The sequence below is a fragment of the Pseudodesulfovibrio portus genome (assembly GCF_026000375.1).
Taxonomy (GTDB): domain Bacteria; phylum Desulfobacterota; class Desulfovibrionia; order Desulfovibrionales; family Desulfovibrionaceae; genus Pseudodesulfovibrio; species Pseudodesulfovibrio portus.
On record NZ_AP026708.1, the window covers coordinates 3265369 to 3279477 of the forward strand.

The window sequence follows — 14109 nt, forward strand, 5'->3', positions numbered from 1 at the left end:
TTCACCACACCATCCCATGGAGGACGAGAAAGCCGGTCGCGGCCAGGATTGCCCTGCGCACGACCCGTTGCGCGGTGGAGTCCGGGACCATCCGCAGGGAGGTCTTGGCCCCTGGCGAACGGAAGCCCCGCAGTTCCAGGGCGATGGCCCGCTCTTCGATTTCCGTGAACGCGCCCAGCACCAGCGGGGCGATCAGGGGAGGCAGGGCGCGCATCCGGCCAAGAAGGTTGCCGCCGGAATCCAGCCCCCTGGCCTGTTGTGCGGCCTTGATCACGCCGGTCCGGGCGCGCATGGCCGGCAGCATGAGCAGGGGGCTGCCCACGATGTACGCCATGGCCGGCGGCCAGCCCGCCTTGTTCAGGGCCGCGATGAAATCCGCCGGGTGGGTGGTGAAGACGAAGAGCAGGGAGGCCGCGAGGATGGCCGCCAACTGCAACAGGATGGTCCCGCCGAAGCGCAAGCCCTCTTCGTAGAGCGTGATCCCTTGCCAGGTGAGCAGGCCGGTGTGGTTGCCCGGGTACAGGAAGCCGTGGATGGGGAGCATGAACAGGGCCAGCGGCAGGAGCGTGCGCCAGGCGAATTTCCACATGGCCGGGAAGATGCCGCCGGTGACGGCCAGGACCAGGTTCAGGCCGAGCAGCGTCGCCGCCGTGGCTGCGTTCCCCGGCTCGAAATAGGCCGCCACCCCGACGAGCAGGATGAAGAACACCTTGCCGAAGGGGTGGCAGCCGTGAAGTCGGGATCGTCCCTCGATGTAGAGGGTCGTGCCATGGGAGCTCAATGCGGTCGTCCGTTTGTTGCCGGGATGCGATTCGGGCCCGCGATCAGGCGGCGGTCGGCATCGAGCCGGAGAAGCGGGTCGTGATCCGCTGGGGCAAAGCCTTGATGATGCCCCAGGCCAGGACGGCGGTGACGACCTTGTCGATGACGTTGGAGGTGAACACGGTGACCACCACGGAGCCGAACAGGTCCTTGCCCAGGGCGAGCATGTATGCGGTCACGAAGTCCGCGCCGCTGCCGGTGATGCCGCCGAACATGTAGAGACGGATGGGGACGGCCACCACGGCGTTGAACACGGTGATGATCAGACCGGCGATGATGGCCTGCCACCAGGTCTTGAACAATCCGTAACGGGCACACAGGCCGGCCACGATACCGATGACCATGGCCACCGGGGCAAAGGCCGCGGCCACGGGGGAGCTGATCACGCCCCAGATGAGGTTGGTCAGCAGACCGGCCAGGCCGCCGGCCCAGGGACCGGCCAGGACGCCCACCATCACCGTGCCGATGGAGTCCAGGAAAATAGGTAGTTTCAGGAGCGATACCAACTGTCCGACAACGATGTTGACCGCGATGGCGACCGCGATCAGGACCCATGTGAATGTGGTGAAATCTTTCTTGATTTGTTCGTTGATGCTCATGTCCTCTACTCCTTGGTCACGGTTGTGGGTTGTATGGAAAGTTCCGGGTATCCGGTTTCCGGGTCGTGAGTGCGCAGGAAGCGGTATTCGGGCATGACCCCGACAACGATCTCGGCGGTGGTGTACACCCGGCTGCCGGGCAGCAGGTGTGCACCCACGGTCTTGCCGCTTCCGTCCGAGATGGCGATGTGCAGGTGGGAGCCGTGGCTGGAAAGGAGCCCGACCAGGGACACGATTTCAAAGTGGCCCTCAAGGGTCGTGGCTTCCGCGCAGTTGGCCATGCGCAGGACGGCACGGGTCAGGGACCCCACGCAGGTCAGCACGCAGGCGGCCTGGATTTCCCGCTCACGTACAAGGCGTTCAAGTTCTTCGAGGACGTCGTCTCCGGGGTGCAGTCGAAGGGCGATGGGCAGCATTGTGGTCCACACACTTTTTTAATTGTAACCGTATGATATGTTTGGTCTAGCAATTTGAATTTCTCGTTACTGACAAGCAATAGTATCATTGTGATCAATATCACAAATCGTTTTTATAAATGGATTAGAGCGGTATGAAATGAAAAAAGCAATACAACGGAAAGGCGGGTCCTGTTGCCGTTACTTCGGGTCCACCAGGATGGCGACCACGTCCATGACGTTGGTCAGGGTCGGGCCGGTCTTGAGCAGGGTGCCCGTGTTGGTGAAGAATCGGTAGGCGTTGTTGTCCGCCAGGAATTCGCGGGCGACCATGGCCTGCGCCTCGGAGCGGGCCATGGTGTCCGGGAAGACCATGGCCCCGGCCGCGTCCGTGGGGCCGTCCGTGCCGTCGGTGCCCAGGCAGAGCACGGACATTTGCTCGCGGCAGGAATGGATTTCGGCGATCTCGATGGCCGCGGCCAGGGCGAATTCCTGGTTCCGGCCCCCTTTGCCGCGCCCCCTGACGGTCACGGTGGTCTCGCCTCCGGCCAGCAGGCAGAGGGGCGGCTTCACCTCGTGCAGGCCTTCACCGTATTCGTGCGCCAGCCGGATCATCCGGGACGCCGTGTCGCGCGCTTCGCCCGCCATGGCGTAGTCCGTCACCACCGGGGTGTAGCCCAGCTCCCGGGCCGCCTCGGCAGCCCCGTCCACGGCCATGGCGTTGCCCGCGATGATCGTGTTCAGCACCCGGTTAAAGCAGCTGTCCCCTTTCTTGCGGGTCTCGGGCTCCTTTCCGGCGCAGCCGTCGCGGATGACCCGGCGCACCGCGTCGGGCAGGTCCGCGCACAGCTCGTATTTGTCGAGCACCGCCTGGCAGTCCAGGAAGGTGGAGTCGTCCGGGGCCGTGGGCCCGGAGCCGATGACGTCGAGGTGGTCGCCGATGACGTCGGAGATGATCAGGGAGACGACCGTGGCCGGTTCCAGGGCCCCGGCCAGGTGGCCGCCCTTGAACCGGGAGAGGTGTTTGCGGATGGCGTTGATCTCGTTGATGGTCGCGCCGCATTCGAGCAGGCTGCGGGTGGCCGCCTGCTTGTGGCTCAGGGTCACCGGGTCGCGGGGGGCGGGCACGATGGCGCTGGCCCCGCCGGACAGCAGGCAGAAGACGAGGTCCTTTTCCGTGGTCCCCTTTGCCAGTCCGAGGATGTCCTTGGCCGCGCGTTCCCCGGCCGGGTCGGGCACCGGGTGGCCGGATTCCATGACCCGTGTCTTTTTCAGTTTCACGCCGTGGCCGTACTTGGTGGCCACCAGGCCGCCGTGCAGCCGGTCGCCCAGCACGGACTCCAGGGTTCGGGCCATGGCCGCCGACGCCTTGCCCGCACCGATGACGAAGATGCGCTCAAAAGAGGCCAGGTCGTAGGTCCGACCGTCCACGGTCAGCGTGTCGTTTTCAAGTGACAGGGCGGTCCGCATGGCCGGGTCCGGGGAGACGGCCTGCAACGCCCTGTCCGCGATGGCGCGGAGAATGCGTTCCTTTTCTTTATATACGGTCATGGTCGGCTAGGCGAATATCTCCGGGTTGAGGCAGGTCTCCGGGCGTTGGCCCTTGAGCATGGCGATGAGATTGCGGGCGGCCATGGTGGCCATGCCGGTCCGGGCCGATCTGGTGGCCGATCCGATGTGGGGCAGGACCACCACGTTGTCCAGCCCGGCCAGGCCGGGGGCCATGGCGGGCTCGTTCTCGTATACGTCCAGCCCCGCCCCGGCGATGTCGCCCTTGCGCAGGGCCGCGACCAGGGCGTTTTCGTCGATGACCGGCCCCCGTCCCGTGTTGATGACATAGGCCGTGTCCTTCATGCGGGAAAAGGCGTCCGCGCCGAACATGTGCTTGGTCTGCGGCGTGAGCGGGGTGTGGATGGAGATGAAGTCCGATTCTGCCAGCAATTGGTCGAAGGAGACCAGCCGGGCCGACAACTCGGATTCGAGCACCCCGTTTTTTCGTCCGGACGAACTCGTGTAGAGCACCTTCATGTCGAATCCCCGGCTCATGAGAGCCATGGCCGTGCCGATGCGGCCCGCGCCCACGATGCCGAGGGTTTTGCCGCGCACGTCGCCGCCGATGAACTGGAGCGGCCCCCAGCCCTTCCACCTGCCCGCGCGCATGATGGTGTCGGTCTCGACCACGCGCCGGGCCACGGCAAAGAGGAGCGCCCAGGCGCATTCCGCCGTGGCGTCGGTGAGCACGCCGGGGGTGTTGGACACGGGCAGTTTGCGCCGGGTGGCCTCGGGCACGTCGATGTTGTCGAAGCCCACGGCGTAGTTGGCGTACCCCTTGAGATTTTTGGCCGCGTCCATGAACCGGGCGTCGATCTTGTCGGTCAGCACGCCCAGTATGCCGTCGTATTCGGCGGCAACGGCCAGCAGCTCCTCCCTGCCGAGGGGGGCGTCCAACGGGTTGATGTCCACGTCCGCCACACGGCGAAGGAGGTCGATGCCCTCGCGCGGGATGCGGCGGGTGATGTATACTTTGAACCTGTCCATGGGGCTCTCCGGGAAATGATGCGGTTGGCGGCAGTGTCGGGGCGCGTCGGACCGTTTCCGGTGCGTCCGCGTCCACAATCGTACACCCGCCCGCCCCGGGATGTCACCCGTGAATATCCGATTCGGCGGAGATCGCAAAAAAGGACTTGCCCCGACGGGGCAAGCCCTTTCACGTGCCGTTCCTGGCGGGGTCAATTCTCGGTGGATGCGGCCGCACAGGCGGTTTTCAGCCGGTCCTTGATGTAGGAAACCAGCGGAACGTCCGATTCGTAGAGATCGAAGCAGCGGGCGTCTTCACCCATCAGCCCGCCGGGGACTTCATCGCCCAGGCCGTCGGGGTCGTCCACCAGTTCCCTGTAGAAACAGACCGACAGCCAGCGGTCGTCGGGGTCGTCGTCGATGACGTCCACCATGGCGAACAGGCCGCGCCTCGTCTGGTTGGCGTGGGATGCGCGCAGGGAGTACGTGATGCCGGGACGGGCCACGAAGTCGAACCGGACGCCGTCCATGGTCTCGAGATGCTTCTTGAGTTGGAGAAAACAGTTTTTCGTCAGGTTCGGGTCAGTTGTCCAGGCGTCGAGAAAGGACGTCAGGTCAATGATCGGGGTCGTTTCCATTGCGAGGATTCTCCTTGTGTTTCGGTGGTACTAATGGATTTTCGAAACGAAGTCCTCAAGGAAATCGGCCATGTCCCGGGCCCGTTGCATGGTGATGGCGGGCACGTCCTTTGCCAGAGTCTCCACTGTGTCCAGCGGTACGTTGATGGCCTTGTGGATGGTGAAGGTGTCCACCTCCGAATCTTCGGGCACCCGGCCGCAACCGCCCACTATGCCGACGAACTCGCCGTCGTGGAAGACCGGAGTGCATATCTTGAGCAGGCCGCCGTCGCATTGTTCGATGACGGTGTTGCCGGAGGCCTTGGCCTGCTTGGCCATGTGCTGGTGTGCCACCGAGCAGATGGCCTGGATGCCTTCGGGGTGGGATTTGATTTCGGCGCACAGGGGATTCACGAAATTCTTGAATCCGGTGAAGGTCATGCCGTCGGCGTTGTAGGCGCAGGCGTTGACTCCCCAGTCGGTGTGCAGGGTTTGTTCCAGGGCCAGCCACTGGTCCATGGGCAGCAGGTCGGTCATGAGCATAGCGATATCCTCGGTTGAAAGGGTTGATGATCGGGTCGGCATCAGACTTCGGGAACGTATCCTTCGGGCAGGTGGGCCGTGCCCTTGACGCAGGGGAGGCCCGCCTCGTTGATGCGGTCGGTCAGGGTTTCCATCCGGTCGCAGAATCCGCCTCCTTCCATGATCCAGACGCCGTCCGACTTGTTGGCGAACAGGCATGTCGGCAGGTGGATGGCTTCGGCTCCCTTGGCCTTCAGTATCTTGGCCATGTTCGCGACGTCGTCCATGTCGCCCCGGCAGGTGAAGACGCCTGTGAGTTGGGTTTGGTCATAGGATGCAAATCCCTGGGCCTGCTGCGTTAGGCTGGTGATGCATCCCGTGAGCGGGCATTTCCTTTCGTTTTTTTCGCAGCGAATGACGCCGATTTTGGTCATGATGTCTCCGCTAAGAACCGCTGTTCTCAGGCTTGTTCGGTGTGGTGCAGGGTGCGTTTGTAATAGTCGCCGACCGCGTCGTGCAGGGCGTTGGCCGCCAGCCAGGCGCAGTGCTCGTCGTCCTTGAGCAGGCCGCCCAGCCGGTCGCGGACGATCTCCCCGGTAATGGCGGGCAGGTCTTCACACCGTTTGCCAAGGGCAAGTTCCGCAGCCATGGACCCGCTGATCTGGCTTGATCCGCAGCCGTCGGTATGAAATCCCGCGTCCCGCACCGTGTCGTCCTCGATCTGGAGGAATATGGTTATGGTGTCGCCGCAGTTCCCGGTGGACGAGCCCTGGCAGTTGGCCGCAGACGGTCTGCCGCGATGGGGCGGATTGCGCCATCGGTCAAAGGCTTCTTCGCCATATGCGGTCTTGGTCTGTTCGTTCAGGGTGCTTTGCAGTTCGTCCAGGAAAGTGTCTAAGTCTGCCATTGTGCGCCTGTCTGTTTGAAAGGCGGTCGGAGGCTGTTTGCCTCCCACCGCCGTAAGGGGCTAGCCGTTATTCGGCGTCGTCCCCGTTCAGTTCTTCCATGCGCCGTTTCACGGAAGCCAGTTCGGCTTCAAGGAAAGCGGCGCGTTCCTCCAGGGATTCGCGGGCGTCGGGGTACACGGCGGCATAGTCGGGGGTTCCGCCCCACCATCCGCCACCGCCGCCCCATCCGCCACGGCCGCCCCGGAATCCGGGACCGTAGCCGTAGCCGTTGCGGGCGCGCATACCGCCTCTTCGGCCGTATCCGGCTCCGTAACCCCGGTTGAGGCCCGGCGCGTTCACACCGGTGCACATCCCGAGGCCTCGACCTGTTTGCGAGCCCATACCGTTGGGTCCGGTACCATCTCTGCGTGGCATGTCTGCCTCCTTGTTGTCGGTTACGCCCGCACCAGTGGTGCGTGGCAATCCGGGCATCGGTTGGCGGAGCAGGGCACGCCCGGCGTGTGGAAGACCTCGCGTCCGCAGCGTGGGCAGCGGCAAACGGCCTGTCCGCCGGCAACGGCTGAAGCCCCGAAGGGGGCATGCACGTTGTCCCGGCGGTCGCCCCGACGGCGCGTGCGCCTTCCGCGTACGCCGTTCGCCCGACCGCAGCCCGGCATGCGGAATCGGTCCTCATGCAGCCTGCCGGTCCGCCAGGCCCGCACCACGTCGTCCAATTCGCCGGTGACAAAGGGGTGCACCTCGATGTTCCGGTCGACGATGGCGTCGTGGAGTGGGCGGGAAATCGCGCCGCATACGAGGACGGACACGTGCCGTTCCAGCAGGATGGCGATGACCTCCACGGGCGAGGTCCACCGCATGGTCACCACGTGCGGGGGGCCCTCCGTCCGCGTCCCGGTCACGACGGCCAGTCGGGACGCCGTGTCGAAAACCGGTGCTATCCGGTCCTCCCATATGCTGAAGGCGGCGTTCATGTCGGCTCTGCTCCTTGCCAGGGATAAAAGCATCAACCGTGCCAGGGTGCGGGCTGGAGTGATTGACGGTAATTAGCCGTCATGATTGACGAAAGCTGATGAGGAAAAAAGATGGTTTTGGGCTTGGGTCGCGATATCGCGACCCAGATGGATGCAGGAGTCGCGGTTTCGCTACTCCGCCTGCTCCCTGTCCGGCGAGGAACGCCCGTCGCGGACAGGCGGTTTGATGGACAACTGGCGAATCTTGCGGAACAGGGTGCTCTTGTGGATGCCCAGTTCCTTGGCGGCGGCCAGGCGGTTGCCCCCGCATCGTATGATGGCGTTGAGGATGAGTTGTTTTTCCAGCCGGTTGACGGCTTCCGGCAGGGAGTCTTCCGGGGACGGTCCGTCCAGGCCTTCCGGCCCGGGGAAGTCGGGCGGGAGGTGGCTCGGCAGGATGGACCCCTGGTGACAGACGATGAAGGCGCGCTCTATCACATTGCGCAGTTCCCGGACATTGCCGGGCCAGGAATGGAGCATGAGCAGGGACAGAGTCTCGGAACTGAGACCCTCCACCTGCTTCCCCTGCAACGCATTGAAATGCTGTATGAAGTCCATGCAGAGAAGGGGTATGTCCTCCTTGCGTTGCCGCAGCGGCGGCAGTTCCACCCGGGCGATGTTGATGCGATAGTAAAAGTCTTCGCGGAAGGCCCCCTGCCGGACCATGTCCGTCAGGTCGCTGTGGGTGGCGGTGACGATGCGCACGTCCGCCTTTTCGGGCGTTACGGAACCCAGGGGGTCATAGACCTGTTCCTGCAGGACCCTGAGCAGCCGCACCTGCATGGCCTGGCTGATGTTGCCGATCTCGTCCAGGAAAAGGGTTCCGCCTGCGGCCAGGGCGAAGCGGCCGGGCTTGTTACGAGTGGCTCCTGTGAAGGCCCCGGCCTTGTAGCCGAAGAGCTCCGACTCCAGCAGGGTCTCGGGCAGGGCTCCGCAGTTGACGGCCACAAAGGGGCCGTCCCGGCGAGAACTCAATTCGTGGATGGTGCGGGCGATGAGTTCCTTGCCCGTGCCGGTCTCGCCGAGAATGAGCACCGTGCTCGAACTGGCGGCCACGGGTTCCAGGGTGGAGAAGAGGCGTTGCATGAGGGGACTGCGGCTGACCAGTTCGCCTACGCGGAACCGTCCGTCCAACTCGCTGCGCAATGCCTCCACCTCGCTGAGGTCGCGGAAGGTCTCGGCCCCGCCGATGACGGTGCCGTCCGCGTCCCGCAATACGGCGGTGGACAGGCTGATGGGAATGCGGTTGCCCTGGGCGTCGATGATGTAGCCCGTGCGCCCGACCAGCGGTTTGCCGGTTCGTTTGGTCTCCCGCAGGCAGCATTGATCCGTGCACATGGTGGAGCGGAAGACCTCGGAGCACCGTTTGCCCAGCGCCTCCCTGCGCGGGATGCCGGTGATCTCCTCGGCGGCCCGGTTGAAGGATGTGATCCGCCATTCCCCGTCAACCGTGAAGACGCCGTCGGAAATGGACTCGAGGATGGCCCGGTAATGGGCGGATGAGGGCTTTTTATGGACCATGGCGTCGTTTTCCGTCGGGACTAGGCCACTTCAGCCGCTTCAAGGGCGGCTGCGGCCGCCGCGCAGATGGCCACGGCTCCCCGGACATCCTCGGCGGCGAATTCCGCATCTGCGGTAATGAATACCGCCTTCCACAAGGTCTGGTCAGGGCTGTTCGGGCACATGTCCGTCAATTGGAAACCGAATCCCTTGGACTCCATGAAATCGGCGACCCTCAGGGCACAGCCGATGTCGGCGGTGGGGCGGTCCGGAAGATCGCAGTCCAGAAACCGTTCTATCCGCCGGTCTATTTCTTCCGTGGGCAGTTGCTGCATGCCGTATCTCCTGTCGCTTCGGCGTCATGGCTTATATGAACATATTGATAATGGTGGGCGGTATTCAACCACCGATGTCCGTCGGAGTCAATTTGCAACTGGGATGGGGGCGTTATTTTGGGCGTTGAATGCCGTAGTGCTTGAGCAGGGCGTACAACCGGGCCCTGGACAGGCCGGACAGGGTGCAGGAATGCTTGATGTTGCCGCCGGACATTTCCATGAGTGTATGCAGATACCGCTCCTCGCTTACGGCGATCTGGTTGTCGCGGTATGTCTTGAGGTCGGGGAAATCCTCGTGCAGCACGATGGGCTGGCAGGTCGGCCGTTCCTGGACGGCGTCCTTCTCCAGGGTCCGCCGGGCCACCTGGGCGCGGATCGCCTTGGGCAGGTGGCGGGGGTAGAGGATGGCGTCGTTCCCGGCCCGGGAAAGGGCCTGTTCGATGGTGTTGATGAGTTCGCGGATGTTCCCCGGCCAGTCGTAATTCATGAGGGCGTCCAGGAAATCCGGGGAGAATCCCTTGGACGACATCTTGAATCGTTTGGAGTGGCGTTGGATGAACTTGCAGGTCAGTTCGTTGATGTCCTCGGATATTTCCCGCAGCGGCGGGAGCTGGATGCGGATGCCGCGCAGCCGGTAGAAGAGATCCCGGCGGAATTCCCCTTTGTTGACCATGGATTCCAGGTCGCGGTTGGTGGCGGCCAGCAGCCGGAAGTCGCTTTGAATCTCCTTGACGCCGCCCACGGGCCTGAAGCTCCTTCCTTCGAGCACCCGCAAAAAGACCTTCTGCAACCCGATGGGCAGTTCTCCCACCTCGTCCAGGAACAGGGTCCCCTTGTCCGCCTGTTTGACCAGCCCCACGGAGGTGGAGTCCGCGCTGGTGTACGCTCCGCGTTCGTGACCGAAGAGCAGGTTCTCGGCCAGGGTGTCGGGCAGGGCCGCGCAGTCCACCACCACGAAGGGGCGCTTGTTCCGGGGCGAGTTCTTGTGGATGGCCCGGGCGAAGAGTTCCTTTCCCGTGCCTGTCTCGCCGACGAGAAGGACGTTGCTCTCGCCGGCCGCGGCCTGCGCCACGGAATCCAGGCACGAGAGAAGCGGACGGCTGTTGCCGATGATGCCCTGGCGTCTGAGGGAGACCGGGCATTGCCCGGAGTGGCGTTCGATGTGGTAGGCGATGACGCGTTCCAGCAGGACCAGAAGCCGCTGGATGTTGGGAGGCTTGGTCACATAGTTCCATGCCCCGTACTGGATGGCCCGTTCGGCCACGTCCGGGTCCCGGCTGCGGGAAACGACGATGACTTCGGGGAAGGAGGGGATTTCCCGGATGGTGGACAGGTAGTCCAGGCTGTCGCCGTCGCTCAGGTCGTCGCCGAGCAGGACCGCCTTGTAGTCGCCGGTGTGCAGGAGTCCCATGGCCCGGGAAAGGGTTTCGCAACGGGCAGTTTCCAGCCCGTGTTCCGCCAGATTTCCGGACAGATCTTCGGCAAACGCCGTGTTGCCGTCTATGATCAGAATGTCGGCCATGGTCCACGCTCCTTCCGGAGTTTCCCGGGACTTACCCTATCATGTTTTCACAACAGTGTGCAATTGCCGTTGTGCCTTGATATTGTTGTATTAAATTAAAAACAAGTCCGCCTTTTCCGGTGTGGAATCTTGTCGGGCAAGACAGAATCCCGGCTCGAAGCCCCTGGAGACTATGAGAGTGGCGTGAGCAATAACTCCCTGGATTTTCATTTCAGGGCCCCCGGTCCACTCTCCATCTGTTTTAAACAAGTCTTGCAGGACAAGACCCGTCTTGTCCTGCGAGATGAAAAATGCCTGAAAAACGGCCGTTTGTGGCCCTCCGCATCACCTCCTGTCTTGGCTATCATCTCAATAAGACTCACATATGCACACTTCGGCATGCATCTTGTCTTAAGAGAGCAAGAGAGCTGTCCGAACGCAAGCGGGCCGAACCAGTGAAACGGATCATTGAACTTCGAATTCAGCGAGTTGCCTGGAACATATGAAGACAGTCGGAAGAATTCGGCACCAGCGGCGGGTCTCCTGCTCTCTATGATGGAACCACCCGCCTGGGGAGACAGGGGAAGACCGGCAAGGAGGTTCGGCTGATGAGGCGCAAATGGGATGCAAAGACCAAGGCAAAGATCGTTTTGGAGGGGCTGATGGGAGGCTGCGTAAACGACCTCTGTCGGACACACGAGCTGCGGCCCGGCCAGTACTACAAGTGGCGGGGGCATTTTCTCGACAACTGCCACAAGATTTTCGAGCGGCTGCCCGGCACGCAGTCCGAGTCGGAGCTGGCGGCCGAGAACGAGGAACTCAAGAAGCTGGTGGGGGAGCTGACCCTGGAGCTTACCAGCGGAAAACCAATGCGATGATCTCCGTGTAAGGAGGAACGAACATGGCCAGGAAGATCGGTGTCTACGTCTGTCACTGCGGGTCCAACATCGCGGGCAAGGTCGACTGTGAAAACGTCGCCGCGTTCGCGGGCAACCTCAAGGATGTGGCGGTGTCGCGGGACTATCAGTTCATGTGCTCCGACCCGGGGCAGGAGATGATCATCAACGATATCCACCGCTACGGGCTTGATCGCGTGGTGGTGGCGTCCTGTTCGCCGAGGCTGCACGAGAAGACTTTCCAGAAGGCGTGCGCCCGGGCCGGACTCAACCCCTATCTCATGCAGCACTGCTGCATCCGCGAGCACTGCTCCTGGACCACGGCCGACCCGGAGGAGGCCACGGCCAAGGCGCGGCACATCGTGGAGGCTGCGGTGGAGCGCGTGGGAGAACACCGGGAACTCTTTTCACGCGAGGTCGAGGTCCTGCCCGACGTCATGGTCGTGGGTGCGGGCATCGCGGGCATCCAGGCGGCGCTCGACATTGCCAAGTCCGGGCACAAGGTCCACCTCATCGAGAAGAGTCCGTCCATCGGCGGGCACATGGCCCAGTTCGACAAGACCTTTCCGACGCTCGACTGCGCGGCCTGTATTTCCACTCCCAAGATGGTGGCGGTCAGCCAGGAGCCGAACATCAATCTCCTGACCTGGTCCGAGGTGGAGGAGGTGACCGGGTTCGTGGGCAACTACACCGTCACGGTCCTGCGCAAGCCGCGCTACGTGAACGAGGCCGTGTGCACCGGGTGCGGCGCCTGCCTGGAGAAGTGTCCGACCAAGGCCTTCAGCGAGTTCAACGAGGGGCTGGGATTCCGCAAGGCCATCTACCGGAATTCGCCCCAGGCCGTGCCCAGCACTCCGGTCATCGACGGCTCCGTCTGCAAGAAGATCACCAAGGACAAGTGCGGCATCTGCGCCACCATCTGTCCCACCGGGGCCATCGACTACGAGATGAAGGAGCGGCGCGAGGTGTTTCATGTAGGCTCCATCGTCCTGGCCACCGGGTACGACGCCATGGACCCGACCCCCATCCGGGAATACGGCTTCGGAAAGTACGACGAGGTGTACACGGCGCTCCAGTTCGAGCGGCTGAACAACGCGGTCGGTCCCACCGAGGGCAGGATCGTCATGAAGAACGGCCAAAAGCCGGAGTCCGTGGCCATCATCCATTGCGTGGGCAGCCGCGACAAGAACTACCACGAATACTGTTCGCGCACCTGCTGCATGTACGCGCTGAAGTACGACCACCTGATCAAGGACAAGGTGGGACACGACACCAAGGTCTACAATTTCTACATCGACATGCGCTGTTTCGGTAAGGGGTACGAGGAATTCTACAAGCGGGTCCAGGACGAGGGCGTGACCTTCATCCGGGGCCGCCCCGCCGAGATCGTGCAGGAGGACGGCAAGCTGGTCGTGGTGGGCGAGGATACCCTGCTCGGCATGAACATCCGGCTGCCCGTGGACATGGTCATCCTGTGCACGGCCATGGAGCCGCGCAAGGACACCACGGAAGTGGCCCGCATCTTCGGCGTGGCCCAGGGCCAGGACGGATTCATCCTGGAAGAGCACCCCAAGCTCGGCCCGGTGTCCACGGCCACGGACGGCGTGTTCCTGGCCGGAACCTGCCAGGGGCCCAAGGACATCCCGGATGCGGTGTCCCACGCCTCGGGCGGCGCGGCCCAGGCCATTGCCCTGGCCGCCAAGGGCACGGTCTCCATCTCGCCGACCACCTCCTGGATCAACCCGGACGTGTGCGTGGGCTGTCGGGTCTGCGTGGGGTTGTGCGCCTACTCGGCCATCGAGTTCGACGAGCGCCGCAACATTGCGGTCATCAACGAGGCCATGTGCAAGGGATGCGGCTCCTGCGCCGGGTATTGCCCCAGCGGAGCGGCCCAGATCAAGCACTTCAACGAGACTCAGATATTCAACGAGATCGACGGGTTGCTCGGCATGATCCCGGATTGGCTGCCGCCTGTGGAGGAGCCGGAGTCCGAACCCGTGAAGATACCCGTACAGATAGACCAACCCGAGGAACGGGCATGAGGAGGCAACCATGAGTCAAGAGTTCGAACCGACCATACTGGCCTTTGTCTGCAACTGGTGCACCTATACCGCCGCCGACCTGGCCGGGACCTCGAGGATGGTGCAGCAACCCAACCTGCGGCTGGTCCGCATGATGTGTACCGGCATGGTGGACCCCAAGTACATCGTCAAGTCGCTCCTGTCCGGTGCGGACGGGGTGCTGGTGTCCGGCTGCCACCCCGGCGACTGCCACTACATCAACGGCAACTACAAGGCGCGGCGCAGGGTCAAGCTGCTCAATGAGATTCTGCCCCAGTTCGGCATCGAGAGGGAACGGGTCAAGTTGACCTGGGTGGGGGCCAGCGAGGGCAACGAGTTTGCCGCGACGGTCAACAACTTCATCAATGAAATCAGAGAGCTCGGACCCATGGACGCACGTTCCATGGCCGTGGTCTAGGCGACCCAA

At 63.2% G+C, this 14109-nt stretch carries 17 protein-coding genes; 3 read left to right on the forward strand and 14 right to left on the reverse strand.

The window, feature by feature from the left end:
• Position 1: 1 nt before the first annotated feature.
• The 14 genes from OO730_RS15600 to OO730_RS15665 all read right to left on the reverse strand — a co-directional run bounded on the left by OO730_RS15600 (position 2) and on the right by OO730_RS15665 (position 10747).
• Positions 2–781 (reverse strand): energy-coupling factor transporter transmembrane component T family protein, encoded by a 780-nt coding sequence (locus tag OO730_RS15600; RefSeq protein ID WP_264982414.1) that lies wholly within the window; start codon positions 779–781, stop codon positions 2–4.
• A 43-nt stretch (positions 782–824) separates the two neighbouring features.
• Complete coding sequence (locus tag OO730_RS15605) at positions 825–1421, reverse strand: ECF transporter S component (RefSeq protein ID WP_264982415.1); 597 nt, start codon at positions 1419–1421, stop codon at positions 825–827.
• A 5-nt stretch (positions 1422–1426) separates the two neighbouring features.
• The gene (locus tag OO730_RS15610) at positions 1427–1837 is read right to left on the reverse strand and encodes a PPC domain-containing DNA-binding protein (RefSeq protein WP_264982416.1); all 411 of its coding nucleotides are present in this window, start codon (positions 1835–1837) and stop codon (positions 1427–1429) included.
• Between the two features lie 180 nt (positions 1838–2017).
• Positions 2018–3367 carry a glycerate kinase type-2 family protein gene (locus OO730_RS15615; RefSeq protein ID WP_264982417.1) on the reverse strand — a complete coding sequence of 450 codons (1350 nt, stop codon included), beginning with the start codon at positions 3365–3367 and terminating at the stop codon, positions 2018–2020.
• A gap of 6 nt (positions 3368–3373) precedes the next feature.
• The gene (locus OO730_RS15620) at positions 3374–4354 is read right to left on the reverse strand and encodes a 2-hydroxyacid dehydrogenase (protein ID WP_264982418.1); all 981 of its coding nucleotides are present in this window, start codon (positions 4352–4354) and stop codon (positions 3374–3376) included.
• Between the two features lie 191 nt (positions 4355–4545).
• Positions 4546–4971, reverse strand: a complete 426-nt coding sequence (locus OO730_RS15625; protein ID WP_264982419.1) for a hypothetical protein — start codon at positions 4969–4971, stop codon at positions 4546–4548.
• A 30-nt stretch (positions 4972–5001) separates the two neighbouring features.
• Positions 5002–5493, reverse strand: coding sequence for a PocR ligand-binding domain-containing protein (locus OO730_RS15630; RefSeq protein WP_264982420.1), 492 nt, complete (start codon positions 5491–5493; stop codon positions 5002–5004).
• A gap of 41 nt (positions 5494–5534) precedes the next feature.
• A complete protein-coding gene (locus OO730_RS15635) occupies positions 5535–5906 on the reverse strand; it encodes a CGGC domain-containing protein (protein WP_264982421.1) in 372 nt (123 codons plus the stop codon).
• 26 nt (positions 5907–5932) lie between these two features.
• The gene (locus OO730_RS15640) at positions 5933–6379 is read right to left on the reverse strand and encodes an iron-sulfur cluster assembly scaffold protein (RefSeq protein ID WP_264982422.1); all 447 of its coding nucleotides are present in this window, start codon (positions 6377–6379) and stop codon (positions 5933–5935) included.
• 67 nt (positions 6380–6446) lie between these two features.
• Positions 6447–6851 carry a DUF5320 domain-containing protein gene (locus tag OO730_RS15645; RefSeq protein WP_323373360.1) on the reverse strand — a complete coding sequence of 135 codons (405 nt, stop codon included), beginning with the start codon at positions 6849–6851 and terminating at the stop codon, positions 6447–6449.
• Positions 6815–7351, reverse strand: coding sequence for a NifB/NifX family molybdenum-iron cluster-binding protein (locus OO730_RS15650; protein ID WP_264982424.1), 537 nt, complete (start codon positions 7349–7351; stop codon positions 6815–6817). Before OO730_RS15650 ends, OO730_RS15645 begins: the two co-directional genes overlap by 37 nt.
• Positions 7352–7522: 171 nt before the next feature.
• Positions 7523–8911: a sigma-54 interaction domain-containing protein gene (locus OO730_RS15655; RefSeq protein WP_264982425.1), complete on the reverse strand. Its 1389-nt coding sequence runs from the start codon at positions 8909–8911 to the stop codon at positions 7523–7525.
• A gap of 20 nt (positions 8912–8931) precedes the next feature.
• Complete coding sequence (locus OO730_RS15660) at positions 8932–9225, reverse strand: hypothetical protein (protein WP_264982426.1); 294 nt, start codon at positions 9223–9225, stop codon at positions 8932–8934.
• 112 nt (positions 9226–9337) lie between these two features.
• Positions 9338–10747 carry a sigma-54-dependent transcriptional regulator gene (locus OO730_RS15665; RefSeq protein WP_264982427.1) on the reverse strand — a complete coding sequence of 470 codons (1410 nt, stop codon included), beginning with the start codon at positions 10745–10747 and terminating at the stop codon, positions 9338–9340.
• A 587-nt stretch (positions 10748–11334) separates the two neighbouring features.
• On the opposite strand from OO730_RS15665, the gene OO730_RS15670 reads away from it, so the two are divergent.
• From OO730_RS15670 to OO730_RS15680, 3 genes are read left to right on the forward strand one after another with little or no spacing between them, the layout of a single operon-like run.
• The gene (locus tag OO730_RS15670) at positions 11335–11604 is read left to right on the forward strand and encodes a transposase (RefSeq protein WP_264982428.1); all 270 of its coding nucleotides are present in this window, start codon (positions 11335–11337) and stop codon (positions 11602–11604) included.
• 23 nt (positions 11605–11627) lie between these two features.
• On the forward strand, positions 11628–13664 hold the full coding sequence (locus OO730_RS15675) for a CoB--CoM heterodisulfide reductase iron-sulfur subunit A family protein (RefSeq protein ID WP_264982429.1): 2037 nt from the start codon (positions 11628–11630) through the stop codon (positions 13662–13664).
• Positions 13665–13674: 10 nt separating this feature from the next.
• Positions 13675–14100 carry a hydrogenase iron-sulfur subunit gene (locus OO730_RS15680; protein WP_264982430.1) on the forward strand — a complete coding sequence of 142 codons (426 nt, stop codon included), beginning with the start codon at positions 13675–13677 and terminating at the stop codon, positions 14098–14100.
• The last annotated feature ends 9 nt before the right edge of the window (positions 14101–14109 follow it).

Excerpts from the sequence above, each read along its gene's own strand:
- OO730_RS15675 (WP_264982429.1), top strand. The coding sequence starts at position 11,628 with ATGGCCAGGAAGATCGGTGTCTACGTCTGTCACTGCGGGTCCAACATC.
- OO730_RS15670 (WP_264982428.1), top strand. The coding sequence starts at position 11,335 with ATGAGGCGCAAATGGGATGCAAAGACCAAGGCAAAGATCGTTTTGGAG.
- OO730_RS15640 (WP_264982422.1), bottom strand. The coding sequence starts at position 6,379 with ATGGCAGACTTAGACACTTTCCTGGACGAACTGCAAAGCACCCTGAAC.
- OO730_RS15665 (WP_264982427.1), bottom strand. The coding sequence starts at position 10,747 with ATGGCCGACATTCTGATCATAGACGGCAACACGGCGTTTGCCGAAGAT.
- OO730_RS15615 (WP_264982417.1), bottom strand. The coding sequence starts at position 3,367 with ATGACCGTATATAAAGAAAAGGAACGCATTCTCCGCGCCATCGCGGAC.
- OO730_RS15660 (WP_264982426.1), bottom strand. The coding sequence starts at position 9,225 with ATGCAGCAACTGCCCACGGAAGAAATAGACCGGCGGATAGAACGGTTT.
- OO730_RS15645 (WP_323373360.1), bottom strand. The coding sequence starts at position 6,851 with ATGCCCGGATTGCCACGCACCACTGGTGCGGGCGTAACCGACAACAAG.
- OO730_RS15625 (WP_264982419.1), bottom strand. The coding sequence starts at position 4,971 with ATGGAAACGACCCCGATCATTGACCTGACGTCCTTTCTCGACGCCTGG.
- OO730_RS15605 (WP_264982415.1), bottom strand. The coding sequence starts at position 1,421 with ATGAGCATCAACGAACAAATCAAGAAAGATTTCACCACATTCACATGG.
- OO730_RS15620 (WP_264982418.1), bottom strand. The coding sequence starts at position 4,354 with ATGGACAGGTTCAAAGTATACATCACCCGCCGCATCCCGCGCGAGGGC.
- OO730_RS15680 (WP_264982430.1), top strand. The coding sequence starts at position 13,675 with ATGAGTCAAGAGTTCGAACCGACCATACTGGCCTTTGTCTGCAACTGG.
- OO730_RS15630 (WP_264982420.1), bottom strand. The coding sequence starts at position 5,493 with ATGCTCATGACCGACCTGCTGCCCATGGACCAGTGGCTGGCCCTGGAA.
- OO730_RS15610 (WP_264982416.1), bottom strand. The coding sequence starts at position 1,837 with ATGCTGCCCATCGCCCTTCGACTGCACCCCGGAGACGACGTCCTCGAA.
- OO730_RS15635 (WP_264982421.1), bottom strand. The coding sequence starts at position 5,906 with ATGACCAAAATCGGCGTCATTCGCTGCGAAAAAAACGAAAGGAAATGC.
- OO730_RS15650 (WP_264982424.1), bottom strand. The coding sequence starts at position 7,351 with ATGAACGCCGCCTTCAGCATATGGGAGGACCGGATAGCACCGGTTTTC.
- OO730_RS15655 (WP_264982425.1), bottom strand. The coding sequence starts at position 8,911 with ATGGTCCATAAAAAGCCCTCATCCGCCCATTACCGGGCCATCCTCGAG.